This window comes from Promicromonospora kroppenstedtii, assembly GCF_044389675.1.
Taxonomy (GTDB): Bacteria; Actinomycetota; Actinomycetes; order Actinomycetales; family Cellulomonadaceae; genus Promicromonospora; species Promicromonospora kroppenstedtii.
The window spans coordinates 140,007-153,750 of sequence record NZ_JBIRYI010000015.1; the positions used below are offsets into that span (position 1 = coordinate 140,007).

The window sequence follows — 13,744 nt, forward strand, 5'->3', positions numbered from 1 at the left end:
CGGCCTCGCCGATCCCGACGAACGTAGGGGTGGTCGCTCTCTCGGGGCTGAGAGAGCGACCACCCCTACGTTCGACTGCTCCGGCGCGGCCTCAGGCGCCTGCCGGGACCGTCTCCGCCTGGGCGAGCTGGGCCGCGTCGTAGTCGACGCCGCCGAGGCTCGGCATCATCGAGGTGAGCTGCGGCTTCCACTTCGCGTAGTCGGCGGGGAAGCAGCGCTCCAGCAGGCCGGTCATCGCGGCGACGGCGGTCGACGCGCCCGGGGAGGCCCCCAGCAGGCCGGCGATGGTGCCGTCGGCGGAGGCCACGACCTCGGTGCCGAACTCCAGCACGCCACCCTTGCCCTTGACCCACTTGATGACCTGCACGCGCTGGCCCGCGGTGATCTTCTCCCAGTCGGCGGGCTGGGCCGTCGGCATGAAGCGCTGCAGCTCGTGGAACTTGGTCTCCGGGGCGGCCGCGACCTGGCCGACGAGGTAGCCGGTGAGGTCGAGGTTCTTCACGCCGGCGCCGAGCATCGAGAAGACGTTGTGCAGGCGCAGCGACGTGATGAGGCCCAGGTACTTGCCCTTCTTGAGGTACTTGGGGCTGAACCCGGCGTACGGGCCGAACATCAGGTAGCTCTTGCCGTCCACGATGCGCGTGTCCAGGTGCGGCACGGACATCGGCGGGGCGCCGACGTCGGCCTTGCCGTAGACCTTGGCGTTGTGCCGGGCCACGATCTCGGGGTTCGCGGTGCGCAGGAACTCGCCCGAGATCGGGAAGCCGCCGTACCCGCGGGCCTCCTTGATGCCCGAGGCCTGCAGCAGCGGCAGCGCGCCGCCGCCGGCACCGACGAAGACGAACTTCGCGGTCACGGTGCGGCGCCGGGTGCCGGCGTTCCAGGAGCGGTCGTTCAGGGTGAGGCGCCAGCGGCCGTCCCGCAGCTTCTTCAGGCCGCGCACCTCGTGGTTCACGTGCAGCTCGGTGTTGCCCGAGGTGGCGAAGCCGATCAGCTTCTTGGTGAGCGAGCCGAAGTCGACGTCGGTGCCGGCCGTGGCGCGCGTGGCGGCGATGGGCTCGTCGGCGTCGCGGTCCAGCGTCATCAGCGGGGCCCACGAGCCGATGACGGCGGGGTCGGAGCTGAACTCCATGTCGCGGAACAGCGGGTGGGCGCTCAGCGCGTCATAGCGACGGCGCAGGAAGTCCACGTTCTCGGCCCCGCGCACGAACGTCATGTGCGGCGTGACGTTGATGAAGTCGGTGCCCTCCATCAGCCCGGCGGTGAGCAGGTGGTTCCAGAACTCGCGGGAGGTGTGGAACTGCTCGTTGATCTTCACCGCCTTGGAGATGTCGACGGAGCCGTCCTTGCGCTCCGGGGTGTAGTTCAGCTCGCAGAGGGCGGCGTGGCCGGTGCCCGCGTTGTTCCACGGGTTCGACGACTCGAGGGCCACCTCGTCGAGGCGCTCGTAGATCCCGACACGCCAGGTCGGCTCGAGGATCGTGAGCAGCGCGCCGAGGGTGGCGCTCATGATCCCTCCGCCGATCAGCGCGACGTCGACCTCTTCGGAGGGACGAGGGGCTGTCTGGAGGTAAGAAGTCACGCTCAGAAAGATAGCGCGCTTGTGAAAAGAGGAACGAGCGCTGTGGCATGAATCACGTGATGTGTCCCGTGACCTCGCTCACGGTATGGGCACGGGCGGCGACGTGGCTCATCGGACCGCCTGCGGGGCGAGCACGGACAGCAGCCGCAGCTTCTCGTGGCTCTCGCTGCCGGGCAGGGCCGTGTAGACGAGCAGCCGGTGCGACTGGTCCGGGTCGAGCAGGGACTGGCACGTCAGCTCCAGCGCCCCGACCTCGGGATGCACGAAGTGCTTCACCTCGTGCGGGCGGACGCCGACCTCGTGCTCCTCCCACACCCGCCGGAACTCCGCGCTGCGGTCCAGGAGCAGCTCCGCGTAGTGCGCGGCGCGGGAGCCTGGCCCGCGGACGGTCGCGACCTGCCGCAGGCCCGAGGCGAACATGCGGGTCAGGAACTCGTGCTCCTGCGGCGCGTAGAGCTCGCGCGTGGCGGGGTCGGTGAACCAGCGGAAGCCGATGCTGCGCTCCGGCCCGGTGAATCCGGTCGTGTCCCCGGTCAGGGCGACACCCATCGGTGTCTGGCGCAGGGTCTCGCCGAGCTCGGTGACGATCTCCGCCGGGGTGTCGTCGAGGCGGTCCAGGATGCGCAGCAGGCCTGGGCTGATGTGCTCGCTGGTGGTGCCGCGCACCGGCGGCCGGTGCCCCGCCAGCCGGAACAGGTGGTCACGCTCGTCCAGCGACAGGTGCAGCCCCTGCGCGATCGAGGCGATCATCTGCTCCGACGGGTGCGGCCCGCGCTCCCGCTCCAGGCGGGAGTAGTAGTCCGTCGACATGTTGCACAGCACGGCGACCTCCTCGCGCCGCAGCCCGCTGGTACGACGGCGCCGGCCGCGCGGCATCCCGACGTCCTCGGGCTGCAGCAGCTCGCGGCGTCGGCGGAGGAACTCCGCCAGCCCGGTGCGATCGATCACGGTGCCCCCTTGTGTTGAGTCCCGCTCTTTCTACCGTGTGCGCGACGGCGGAGCCACGGCCCGCCGATCCCCCTCTAGGGGGCCGACCCGTGACCCGGCGAGCCTGTGATCGGCAGGCCCTGGATAGGTCCCGGCCGGCCGCTGAGGATCGAGTCCAACGTCGCCAACACGAAGGAGCGGGACCATGTCACGCACACCGATCGACATCACCGTGCCGAGCCTGGCCGGGAAGCGCGCGCTGATCACCGGCGCGAGCGACGGGATGGGTCTGGTCATGGCCACCCGTCTGGCCGCGGCCGGAGCCGAGGTGCTCATGCCCGTGCGCAACCAGCGCAAGGGCGAGGCGGCGATGGCCACGATCCGGCGCACCGTGCCGGACGCACGCCTCGTGCCGGGCAGCCTCGACCTGTCCTCGCTGGCCTCGGTCGCCGCGCTGGGCCAGGCCCTGCGCGCCGACGGGCAGCCGATCCACCTCATGATCAACAATGCGGGCGTGATGCGGCCGCCGAGCCGGCAGACCACCGCCGACGGGTTCGAGCTGCAGACGGGCACCAACCACCTGGGCCACTTCGCCCTGGTCGGCGCGGTGCTGCCGCTCCTGCGCGCGGGCCGTGCCCGCGTGACCTCGCAGGTCAGCGTCGCGGCCCGGAGCGGCTCGATCAACTGGGACGACGTGAACTGGGAGCGCGGGTACGACGGTATGCGCGCCTACAGCCAGTCCAAGATCGCCTTCGGGCTGTTCGGCCTGGAGCTGCAGCGGCGCAGCGCGGCGGCGGGCTGGGGCATCACGAGCAACCTCTCCCACCCCGGCGTGGCGCCGACCAGCCTGCTCGCCGCGCGCCCCGAGCTCGGGCGCAGCGAGGACACGCCGCAGATCCGGCTGATCCGGTGGCTGTCCGAGCACGGCATCCTGCTCGGCACCGCCCGGACCGCCGGCCTGCCCGCGCTGATGGCCGCGACCGACCCCGCCGCCCGGCCCGGTGCGCTCTACGGCCCGGGCGGACCCGGCAACCTCGGCGGCGCGCCCGCCGAGCAGCGGATGTACGCGCCGCTGCGCAGCCCGCAGGACGCCGCGCGGGTGTGGGAGCTCTCCGAGCGCCTCACCGGGGTCAGCCTCGACGCCGGCGTGGGGGAGCGCCCGTGAGCGCCCCGGACGTGTCAGGCGCTCGGAACACTCTGTGAACCGAGCGTCTGACACGGTGCGCCGGGGCGGCTCGCCGGGGCTCAGCGGGCCGGCGTCGCCGACGGCCACGGGCCGAGCTCGGGCACGTCGCCCGGCAGCGGCGTCGCCGGGACCCGGCCGGCCAGCCAGACGGTGACGTCGCGGGGGTCGCCGGCGACGTCGCCCACCGTCACACCGGCGGGCAGCCGGACCGCGAGGAAGTCCCGCAGGTGCGTGCACAGGGCGTCGTCCCACGTGTCGTAGCCGACCTCCTGGGCCGTGCCCTGCAGGGCGTCCACCGAGTGGATCCGCACCTCGCGCCACCAGGCGAGCACGCAGCCCGACAGCGGGCCGCCGCGGTACCCGCTCGGGGCGTCCCACAGCTGCGAGCCTGCCTGCGGCCAGGCCCGCGCCAGGTCGTCGCGCACGGCGCTCAGCGCCGCGAGGTGCTCGGCGACGGTGCGCCCGGCGCCCGCCTCGATCAGGGCGGTGCGCGCCTCCGGGCTCGCGTAGACCGGCACCACCTCGCCGCGCCCGGCGGCCTGCGCCTGCCCGGCCATCGCCGCGCCCAGGCCCGCGACGTGCGACAGGACGTGCCCGCGCGTCCATCCCTCCAGGGGCGACGGGCCGGCGAGGTCGGCGGCGGTCAGCCGCCCGACGGCGAGCAGCAGGTCGTCCAGCCCGGCCGCCGAGTCGGTGCGGGCGTGGTCGACCAGGTCGGCGCCGGTGGGTGCGGAAGCGTCGGGCATGGCGGTGGAGGGCGTGCTGGGGGTCGTCACAGGGGTTCCCTTCGTCGGGTGGTAGAGGGGGTCAGGGCCAGAGCAGGCCCTTGGACCAGCCATCGGCCTCCGCCGTGTACAGCAGGCGGGTGTGCGGGCCGTCGTCCGGCGCCTGCCAGAACTCGACCGACGTCGGGGCCAGCACGTACGCGGTCCAGTCCGGGGCGGCGAGCTCCGGGTCGGCGGTGACGGCGCGCAGCGCCTCGGCGAACGCGTCCGTGTACTCCTCCTCGGAGCCGAGCGGCTCGCTCTGCCGGTTCACCAGGCCCGACGCGCGCGACAGGTCCGACCGTGCCAGGAAGTCGGCCCGGCTCGCCTCCGGCCCCGCCGACGCCGCCGTGCCCGTCACCTTCACCTGCCGGCCGAGCTCCGGCCAGAAGAACGTCAGCGCCGCGTGCGGGTTGGCCGCCAGGTCGCGCCCCTTCGGCCCCGAGGACTGGGAGGCGAACCACCAGCCGTCCGCCGTCACGTCCTTGAGCACCAGCGTGCGGGCGTGCACCCGCCCGGCGGCGTCCGCCGTCGACAGCGTCGCGGCCTGCGGGGCCAGGATCCCGGCGTCGATCGCCCCCTCCAGCCACGCCACGAACAGGTCGTGCGGGGCGTCGGGAGCGGCCGCGGTGTCGAAGGCCGGCAGGCCGGTGCGGGCGAAGGCGGGCAGCGCGCGCAGGCGCTCGCGGAAGGTCATGAGTTGTTCTCCTGGGTCGGTGGGTTCTGGTTCGGCAGGTCGTGGGTCAACAGGCCGACGAAACCCCGCACCGCGGCGGCGAGGGCGTCCGGGTCGCGCGTGGCGCGGGCCAGGACGTAGCCGCCCTGGATGATCGCGAGGGCGGCGTGCGCGCGGTCGCGGGCCGCGTCGTCGGGCAGCCCGGTCTCGCGCAGGACCTGGGTGAGCGTGCCGAGCAGCCGCACGAAGTAGGCGGTCACCACGTCGTGCAGGCCATCGTCGTCCATCACCGCCTGGTCGGAGGTGAGGCGGCCGATCTTGCAGCCGGCCAGCGCGTCGCGCGGCCTTTCCAGGTAGGCGACCAGGCGTTCGACGGCGGGGGAGTCGCCGCCGAGGGTGCGCAGCGCGCGGGTGAGCGCGTCGTCCACGGTGGCGCCGACGGCGGCCACGGCCAGGTCGTGCTTGGTGGGGAAGTGGTGGTAGAGGCTGCCCTGCCCCACGCCCGACGCCGCCAGCACGGCGCGCGGGCTCGTCGGCCCGACGCCCTGGGCGGCGAAGAGGTCCTGGGCGGCGCCCACGAGGCGGTCGCGCGCGGAGGTGGTGGTGCTCATGCCCGCACCATACCTACCTCCAGGTATGGTTACAACCGAAAAAGGCCGGTGACGTGCCGGGACGCGGCGGGTCAGAGCAGGGTGAGCACGCCCAGGACGCCGACCGCCAGCCCGAGGACGAGCGAGACGGCGATCAGCACGGAGTGCACGGTGAGGAACGTCGTGGGGCGGCCGTCGGCGTCCCGCGACCGGGGGTCGGCGACGATGCGCTGCCAGAACCGTGGCCAGATGAGCAGGTTCCACAGGGCGGTGACGATGAGCACGACGGACCAGGCGACAGGGATCTCCACGTGCTGATTATCCGCCCGGCCCGGGCGGGCCCCGTCAGAAGTAGTCGCGGACGTGGAGCTGGCGGCCCGCGAAGAGGGCCGTCAGGACGGCGTCGTGGTCGGCCGGGCCGGTCAGGTGGCCCCCGATCCGCAGGTTCGCCGCCGACTGCGCGCCCGCGTACAGCAGCGCCAGGCCGTTCGGGCCGAGCACCGGACGCTCGTGGTGCGCGTCCTCGACGGCGACGGCGTCGCGCTCCAGGTGCGTGACGCCGTCCGACACCGTGAGCGTCCACGCGCCCGCGAGGCCCGCCGCGCCGCGGACGGCGAACGGCACGCGCGCGCCCTCCAGCACCGACGACAGGCCGCCGAGCGCACCCGCGACGTCCAGGACCCGCAGCATGTACGGGTGCGCGGCGTGCACGCTGGTGGACAGGTCGGGCAGCACCAGCCACGCGGGATCCAGGCCCGACGTCGCCACGCGCGCCGTGCCGACCACCGTCGAGAAGGTGCCGAGCGTGCGCCACAGGGCTCGCGCCGCGTCGGGGGTCAGGGCGATCAGGTCGTCGATCTCCATGACCGTCGTGGCCGGCGTGTACCCCTCGCCGCGGTTCCAGCTCGCGAAGCCGACCGTCTCGCCCGCCGCGTCGACGGCCAGCGTCACGCCCGTGTAGTCGGCGAAGAACTTCTCCGGCGGCGTCCAGAACGGCTTCTCCGCCCGCGACACCGGCCCGTTCTGCACGGCAGCCCAGCGGCGGTGCACGGCGACGACGGCGTCGAAGTCGGCGGTACCGGCCCGGCGCGTCGTCACCCCGGCGGGCGCGGACACGCGGTTCAGGTTCTGCAGCGGCACGTCGACGTCGTCGAACGAGCCGATCACCTCGTAACCCAGGCGCCGGTAGATGCCCGGCGCCGACGGGAACAGCGTGGAGAGGACGTCGCCCTGCTCCCTGGCCTCGTCGAGCGCCGCGCCGAACAGGCGCGCGAGATGCCCCGAACCGCGCCGCTCGGGCTCCACCGCCACGCCCGCGACACCCGCCGTCGGCACGCGCTCGCCGTGGAACCACGACGTGAACCCGTAGACCCGCAGGCGGGCGGCCAGCCCGTCGTCGTCGAACGCGCCCCACTCGCGGAAGCCCGACGCGGCCCACTCCTCGCTCGTCGGCACCGTGGGGCCGGCCGCGGGCACGCCGAACGCCTCGCCGCCCAGCCGGGTGTAGTCGGGCTGGTCGGTGTACTCGATCCGGCGCACGGTGGGAGTCATGCAGGCGACCCTAGGCAACCGGCGGGGGACGGGGCGAGCGCAAATGCAGAAGCGGCAACGAGAACTAGTCGCCGAAATAAGCGACCTGGTCCTCCGCAGGGTGCGGGCGCAGCAGCGGGGTGCGCGTGACCTCCAGGGGCTCCGGCGTGAGCAGGCCCTGCAGCTCGGCGTCGGCGGTGCGGTTGCCCGGGGCCAGGCCGTCGTCGGCCACCAGGTCGCGCTGGAACAGGACGGCGTCGCGCCACGCGCCCAGCTTCCAGCCGATCTTCTCGAACGCGCCCGCGCGGTGGAACCCGACGGCCTCGTGCAGCGCGATCGCGGGGTCGTTCGGCAGCACGATGCTGGCCACGACACGGTGGTAACCACGGCGCGCGAGCCGCGTCAGGAGCGCCTCGTACAGGGCGCGCCCGCCGCCCACGCGCTGGTGGTCGGTCGCCACGTACACGTTGGTCTCGAGCGTCCAGCGGAACGTCGGGCGGTCCGCGAAAGGCTTGGCGTAGGCGAACCCCACCACCTCTCCGTGCGACTCGAGCACGAGCCACGTCTCGCGGCCGAAGAACCGCTCGATGCGCCGCGTCATCTCGCGGGCGTCCGGCGGGCGGGTCTCGAACGTCGCCGCCGAGTCGGCCACGAAGGGGGCGTAGATGGCGGCGCAGGCTGCGGCGTCGTCGGGAGTCGCGACGCGGACGATGCTGTCCATGCCCGGATCCTTTCGTGTTCCGGACGGGCGCGATGATCGCAGCGCGGAATTGACGACGACCGTCTGACCAGGTAGATCAGCCCGGCTCGCCCGACGGCGGGGCCTCGCCCAGGGTGGGCGCGAGGTCCTTCTGCAGGCGTGCGACGTCGTGCCAGCGGTCGTGCTTCCAGCCGATCTGGTGGAACGTGCCGACCACCTCGAACCCGAGCGCGGTGTGCAGACCCATGCTCGCCTCGTTCGGGAGGGCCAGGCCGGCCACCAGCCGCCGGTAGCCCCGCTCGGCGAGCCGTTCGAAGAGGGCCTCGTACAGGGCACGGCCCGCGCCGGTCCGGCGTCGGCCCTGCTCCAGGTAGACGCTCGTCTCGGCCGCCCACCGGTACGCCTCGCGCGGCGAGTAGGGCGCGGCGTAGGCGTAGCCGACGACGGCGCCGGTGTCGGCCTCGACGGCGACGAGCCAGGCGTGGCGCTCCGAGCAGCTCGCGATGCGCCGCGCCATCTCGGCGGTGTCCGGCGGCTCGGCCTCGAAGCTGATGTGGGTGTCGCGCACGTAGAAGGCGTAGATGGCGGCGCACGCGGCCGCGTCGTCGGCGGTCCCGGGGCGGATGGTCAGGTCCATGTGCCGATCGTGCCCGATGCGCGGGGCGGCGTAGTGAGCGGCGCAGGAATGGGTGGGCGAAATCCTCGCGACGCCCGGGGCGGATGTGGGTGGCCGGGCATAGCGTGATGCCGTGACCACGCTCCAGAGACGAGTCCTCGTCGTCGCCGTCCTCGGTTCCTTCGTGTCCTTTCTCGACGGCACGGTGGTGAGCGTCGCCCTGCCCTCGATCGCGGACGAGCTCGCGAGTCCCGGCATGGAGGCGCTGCCTCTGCAGCAGTGGGTCGTGGACGCGTACCTCATTACCCTCGGCGCGCTGATGCTGGTGGCCGGCTCGGTCTCCGACGTCTACGGTCGCCGGCGCGTGCTGGCGATCGGGCTCGTCGGGTTCGGGGCCGCCTCCGTGCTGTGCGCGCTCGCGCCGACCGGGCCGTTCCTCGTCCTCGCGCGTGCCCTGCAGGGGGTGGGCGGCGCCCTGCTGGTGCCGAGCTCCCTGGCGCTCATCATCGCGACGTTCAGCGGTGAGGCGCAGTCGCGCGCGATCGGCCGGTGGACGTCGCTGACCACCGGCGCGATGATCGTCGGCCCGTTCGTGGGCGGCATGCTGGTCGACTTCGTGTCCTGGCGCTGGGTGTTCTGGATCAACGTGCCCGTCATCATCGTGACCCTCTGGCTGCTGCGCGGGGTGCCCGCCGCGGAGGGCGAGCCCGGCCGGCGCATCGACGTGCCCGGCGCGGTGCTGGCCGCGCTCGGCCTCGCGGGCGTCGTGTTCGGGCTGATCGAGGGGGCGCGGCTGGGGTGGACGTCGCCGCTGATCCTCACGTCGATCATCGGGGGTGCCGTGCTGCTGGTGGCGTTCGTCCTCTACCAGCGGCGCTCGGCCGACCCGATGCTGCCGCTGCGCCTGTTCGGCGCGCGCAACTTCGCCTGGGGCAACCTGGCCACCACCGCCATCTACGGCGCGCTGTCCCTGGGCGGCTTCGTGCTCACCCTGTTCCTGCAGCAGGTCGCCGGGTACTCCGCCACGTGGTCGGGGGTGGCGCAGCTGCCCACCACCATCGCGATGATCGCTCTGTCCGCGTGGTTCGGCACGCTCGCCGGCCGGTACGGGCCGCGGCTGTTCATGACCGTGGGGCCGATCATCGCCGGCATCGGCTTCCTCCTGATGCTCTCGATCGACGAGACCGCCGCCTACGTCACGCAGGTGCTGCCGGGTCAGCTCGTGTTCGGGCTCGGCCTCTCGATCACGGTCGCGCCCCTCACGGCCGCCATCCTCGGCGCCGTCCCGACGCACGACGCCGGCATCGGTTCCGCCGTGAACAACGCCGTCGCGCGGGTGGCGGGCCTGGTGACCGTGGCGTTCGCGGGCATCATCACGGGCGGCGTGCTCGACGTCGCCTCGCTGCACCGGGCGTTCCTGGTCACCGCGGGTCTGCTCGTGCTCGGCGGACTGCTGTCCCTGGTGGGCATCCGCAACGTGCGTGGAGTAGATCCGGACGCAAACCTGGTCAAAACCAGTTAGGTATACCTAACCTCAGTGCATGGCATTCAAGGGACGCAGGGCCGTCGACCCGCACGTCGTGATGGCCGAGGTCATCAGCACCAAGCAGGTCTCGCCGAACATGATGCGCGTGACCCTGGGCGGCGACGAGCTCGACCGGTTCACGCCCGCCGGCTACGACCAGTGGTTCCGCCTCTTCCTGCCGCGCGCAGGCCAGGACATGCTCCGCCTGCCGACGCGCACCTCCGGGCTCTGGTACGCCGAGTACCTCACCACGCCCCGGGCCCGCCGCCCCTGGGTGCGCAACTACACGGTCCGCGCCGCGCGCCCCGACCTGAACGAGCTCGACGTCGACTTCGTGCTGCACGCGGGCGACGACGACGCCGCGGGCGGGCACGACGTCGGGCATGGTGCCGGACCAGCGGCTGGGCATGCGGCTGGGCATGCGGCTGGGCATGCCTCCGGGCCGGGGGCCGGGTTCGCCCAGGCCGCCGAGCAGGGCCTGCGCGTCGGCCTGCTCGACCAGGGCGTCGCCTACAACCCGCGGCACGACCACGACTGGACGCTCCTGGTCGCCGACGAGTCCGGCCTGCCCGCCGTCGCGGGCATCTGCGAGTCCCTGCCCGACGACGCGCGCGGTGTCGCCGTCGTCGAGGTGCCCACGGCCGCGGACAAGCAGGAGTTCCGCGCGCCGGCCGGCGTCGAGGTGCGCTGGGTGGTGCGGTCCGAGGCTGCCGGGGACGGCGCGGCCGGACAGGACGGCGCGGCCGGACAGGACGGCGCGCAGGCCGTCCCGGGCCAGGCGGCGCTCGCGGACCTGTGCGCCCTGGACCTGTCGGCGCACGGCGGCGATGTCTACGCCTTCACGATCGGCGAGTCGGCCCTGGCCACGGGTGCGCGCCGACACCTCGTGGGCGAGCGCGGGGTGCCCAAGTCGCACGTCGACTTCGTGGGCTACTGGCGGCACGGGAAGGCCGCCCCGAGCTGACAGTTCCGCCGGGCGGGCCGGGTGCTGGGGCCTGGTGTCGGGGCACTTCCGTGTGGTCGGCAGAATGTCAGATGGTCGGTATTCCGAGCTACCGACCATCTGACGTTCTGCCGACCGTCTGACGTTCTGCCGACCGTCTCGCCTCGCCGAGCGCCCGGCCCGCTCCGGCCGCTCGATGTTTGGTCGACCACGTGCTGATCGCTGACGCCCGTGCCGGGTGCAGGGCAGATCGTTCGCGGCGCAGCGAGACCCTCAGTGAGGGGCCGGGCTGCGGGGAGCGCGACCACAGGTGCCGGTTCTCGGGGTTCGTGCACAGGCGCAGGCATGACGCCCGCCACGGCGTGCGGATGTACGGCACCGTCGAGGCATGAACCAGACCGGGATCGTCCTAGCTCGCCACCATGACCGAGAGGCGTTGCGCAGAGCGCTCCGCGCCAACCGGGCGGAGAAGATCCGCCGGGGTGCCTATCGCGCTCGGCAGCCGTCGACCGGCGACCGTTTCCGTGATGCCGACGACCGGGCCCTGGCGCGCACGCTGGCGGTCGCCGCGCAGCTTCGCGATGCGTGGGTGAGCCACGAGTCGGCCGCTCTGCTGCACGGGCTCCGGCTGTGGCAGCCGCCCGACCGCGTCCACGTCGTGCAGAAGTACCGTGCGTCGTCGGCCTCGGCCGGCGACATCGCACGCCACCTTCTCGGCCTCACCGAGGACGAGAAGGTCGTGATCGACGGCGTCGCGACGACGAGTCGGGAGCGTACGGTCGTCGACTGCTGCGTCGCGCTGCACCCGCTGCTCGCGCTCGTCATCGCCGACCACGCGCTCGCGCTCGGGACGGACCGGGCCGCCGCCCTGGCCGTGCTGGACGCTCGGCGTGACCCACGCGGGCGGCGTCGGGCACGGCTGGTGCTCGAGCTGGCGGACCCGGGGGCGGAGTCCGCGTGGGAGACCTGGTTGCGGTACATCGTGCTGCGGGCCGGCCTGCCTCGACCGACCACACAGCTCCAGGTGCACACGCCGCACGGCGACTACCGTGCCGATCTCGGCTGGGCCGAGTTCCGGTTGCTGGCCGAGTTCGACGGGCGCGTGAAGTACACCCGAGGCGCCCTGGGCCCCGGTCACGACGCCGACCGCGCGCTGTTCGACGAGAAACGCCGCGAGGACCACCTCCGCGAGGAGGACTGGGGCGTCGTCCGCGTGACGTCGTCGGACACACCCGCCGAGGCGGAAGACCGCGTCCTCCGCCGCCTCTCGCCTGCCACCCGCAAGGCATTGACACCCCTGCACCTCCTCCCGCCGCCGCCTCACCACCCGGTCGTCCCGCCCGCCCCGGTCCGCCCGGCCCGCAAGGCGGCCGCACGGTGATCGGCAGAATGTCAGGTGGTCGGCATTCCGAGCTACCGACCACCTGACGTCCTGCCGACCACCCTCGCGTCCTAATGCGTTGGGCCTGTCCGGGGCGGCTGTGTCAGGGTCCCGGGCATGGCTTCTTTCGTCTCGCACGTGACCGTGGACTCGTCCGACCCCTACGCGCTGTCCGAGTGGTGGAAGCAGGTGCTCGGATACCAGGACGTGCCCGGCGACCCCAACCTGCCCGGTCATGAGGAGTGCATGATCGTCGACCCGGACGGCGAGGGGGTCGACGTGCTGTTCATCGAGGTGCCGGAGGCAAAGACGGTCAAGAACCGGGTGCACCTCGACCTGCGCCCGCGCGCGGACCTGCGCGACGTCGAGATCGAACGGGTCAAGGGGCTCGGCGCCACCGTCGTGAACGACCACCGCGGCATCTACGGGCCGGGGTCGGGCTGGGTGACCTTCGCCGACCCGGAGGGCAACGAGTTCTGCGTGCTGCGCTCGCGGGCGGAGCTCGCGGCGGCCGAGGGCGTTACGGCAGACGGCGCGGGCTCGGCCGACGGGTCGGGCACCACTGGTCCGGCCGATGGCGCAGGCGCAGCGGGCTTGGCCGACGGCGCAGGTGCTGTCGGCACCGCGGGCACCCCGGACCCGGCCGGCGCGTGAGCGACTGGCTGATCCGGCCCGAGGCACCGGAGGACTTTCCCGCGATCCGCACGGTGCAGGTCGCCGCGTTCGGCGAGGACCGGGTCGCCGACGGCGTCGACCGCATCCGTGAGTCCTGGATCTACCGCCCGGCGCTGTCGCTGGTGGCGGTGTCCGACGGCGCCGTGGTGGGCCACGCCATGGTCACCGGCTGCACCCTCACGGGCGAGACGGGAGAGCGCACGGTCGCGATGCTCACCCCGCTCGGCGTCCTGCCGGAGCATCAGCGGCGTGGTATCGGATCGGCCCTGGTCCGGGCCGTGCTCGCGGGTGCCGGGCAGGCGGGCGAGCCGTTCGTCGTGCTGGAGGGCAGTCCGGCGTACTACGGCGCGCTCGGGTTCGTCGCGGCCCGCGACCACGGGATCGAGCTGCGGCTGCCGGACTGGGCCCCGCCCGAGGTGGGTCAGGTCCACCTGCTGCCGGCCTACGACCCGGCGGACGCGACCCTGCGCGGCGCGATCAGCTACCCGCCGGTCTACGGCTGAGGGGCGCCGCCGTCGGTCCGGGGCAGCGGCTCGCCCGAAACTGAGTGGTCGGCAGGATGTCAGGTGGTGGGGGGGCGGCGGGGGGGGCCCCCCGCCCACACCCCCGCCCCCCCCCCCCCCGCGCCCGCCCCCCCCCCCCCCCCCCC

General features: G+C 73.4%; 15 protein-coding genes. 6 read left to right on the top strand and 9 right to left on the bottom strand.

Annotated elements, in window-relative coordinates:
* Positions 1–91: 91 nt before the first annotated feature.
* Together mqo and ACH47X_RS22085 are read right to left on the bottom strand one after the other, a co-directional pair.
* Positions 92–1,582 (bottom strand): malate dehydrogenase (quinone), encoded by a 1,491-nt coding sequence (gene mqo, locus ACH47X_RS22080; protein WP_397406981.1) that lies wholly within the window; start codon positions 1,580–1,582, stop codon positions 92–94.
* Positions 1,583–1,690: 108 nt separating this feature from the next.
* Positions 1,691–2,530 (bottom strand): helix-turn-helix transcriptional regulator, encoded by an 840-nt coding sequence (locus ACH47X_RS22085; RefSeq protein WP_397406983.1) that lies wholly within the window; start codon positions 2,528–2,530, stop codon positions 1,691–1,693.
* A gap of 184 nt (positions 2,531–2,714) precedes the next feature.
* Between ACH47X_RS22085 and ACH47X_RS22090 the strand changes: the two genes are divergently transcribed.
* On the top strand, positions 2,715–3,674 hold the full coding sequence (locus ACH47X_RS22090; protein ID WP_397406985.1) for an SDR family oxidoreductase: 960 nt from the start codon (positions 2,715–2,717) through the stop codon (positions 3,672–3,674).
* 80 nt (positions 3,675–3,754) lie between these two features.
* Here the strand turns inward: ACH47X_RS22090 and ACH47X_RS22095 are convergent, their stop codons facing one another.
* The 7 genes from ACH47X_RS22095 to ACH47X_RS22125 all read right to left on the bottom strand — a co-directional run bounded on the left by ACH47X_RS22095 (position 3,755) and on the right by ACH47X_RS22125 (position 8,592).
* Entirely contained in the window at positions 3,755–4,471 is a 717-nt protein-coding gene (locus ACH47X_RS22095) for a maleylpyruvate isomerase family mycothiol-dependent enzyme (RefSeq protein ID WP_397406987.1), read from the bottom strand.
* Positions 4,472–4,502: 31 nt separating this feature from the next.
* Positions 4,503–5,156 (bottom strand): pyridoxal 5'-phosphate synthase, encoded by a 654-nt coding sequence (locus ACH47X_RS22100; RefSeq protein WP_397406989.1) that lies wholly within the window; start codon positions 5,154–5,156, stop codon positions 4,503–4,505.
* Positions 5,153–5,746: a TetR/AcrR family transcriptional regulator gene (locus tag ACH47X_RS22105; RefSeq protein ID WP_397406991.1), complete on the bottom strand. Its 594-nt coding sequence runs from the start codon at positions 5,744–5,746 to the stop codon at positions 5,153–5,155. The genes ACH47X_RS22100 and ACH47X_RS22105 overlap by 4 nt, the downstream gene beginning before the upstream one ends.
* 71 nt (positions 5,747–5,817) lie before the next feature.
* The gene (locus tag ACH47X_RS22110; RefSeq protein WP_397406993.1) at positions 5,818–6,036 is read right to left on the bottom strand and encodes an SCO4848 family membrane protein; all 219 of its coding nucleotides are present in this window, start codon (positions 6,034–6,036) and stop codon (positions 5,818–5,820) included.
* A 34-nt stretch (positions 6,037–6,070) separates the two neighbouring features.
* Positions 6,071–7,276, bottom strand: a complete 1,206-nt coding sequence (locus ACH47X_RS22115) for an enhanced intracellular survival protein Eis (RefSeq protein ID WP_397406995.1) — start codon at positions 7,274–7,276, stop codon at positions 6,071–6,073.
* 64 nt (positions 7,277–7,340) lie between these two features.
* Positions 7,341–7,976, bottom strand: a complete 636-nt coding sequence (locus ACH47X_RS22120) for a GNAT family N-acetyltransferase (RefSeq protein WP_397406997.1) — start codon at positions 7,974–7,976, stop codon at positions 7,341–7,343.
* 76 nt (positions 7,977–8,052) lie between these two features.
* Entirely contained in the window at positions 8,053–8,592 is a 540-nt protein-coding gene (locus ACH47X_RS22125) for a GNAT family N-acetyltransferase (protein WP_397406999.1), read from the bottom strand.
* Between the two features lie 112 nt (positions 8,593–8,704).
* On the opposite strand from ACH47X_RS22125, the gene ACH47X_RS22130 reads away from it, so the two are divergent.
* The 5 genes from ACH47X_RS22130 (at position 8,705) to ACH47X_RS22150 (ending at position 13,598) form a co-directional block, all read left to right on the top strand.
* Entirely contained in the window at positions 8,705–10,093 is a 1,389-nt protein-coding gene (locus ACH47X_RS22130) for a DHA2 family efflux MFS transporter permease subunit (protein ID WP_397407001.1), read from the top strand.
* Between the two features lie 19 nt (positions 10,094–10,112).
* Positions 10,113–11,060 carry a siderophore-interacting protein gene (locus tag ACH47X_RS22135; protein WP_397407003.1) on the top strand — a complete coding sequence of 316 codons (948 nt, stop codon included), beginning with the start codon at positions 10,113–10,115 and terminating at the stop codon, positions 11,058–11,060.
* Positions 11,061–11,427: 367 nt separating this feature from the next.
* Positions 11,428–12,420: a hypothetical protein gene (locus tag ACH47X_RS22140; protein WP_397407005.1), complete on the top strand. Its 993-nt coding sequence runs from the start codon at positions 11,428–11,430 to the stop codon at positions 12,418–12,420.
* A gap of 117 nt (positions 12,421–12,537) precedes the next feature.
* Entirely contained in the window at positions 12,538–13,074 is a 537-nt protein-coding gene (locus tag ACH47X_RS22145; RefSeq protein ID WP_397407007.1) for a VOC family protein, read from the top strand.
* On the top strand, positions 13,071–13,598 hold the full coding sequence (locus ACH47X_RS22150; RefSeq protein WP_397407009.1) for a GNAT family N-acetyltransferase: 528 nt from the start codon (positions 13,071–13,073) through the stop codon (positions 13,596–13,598). The genes ACH47X_RS22145 and ACH47X_RS22150 overlap by 4 nt, the downstream gene beginning before the upstream one ends.
* The last annotated feature ends 146 nt before the right edge of the window (positions 13,599–13,744 follow it).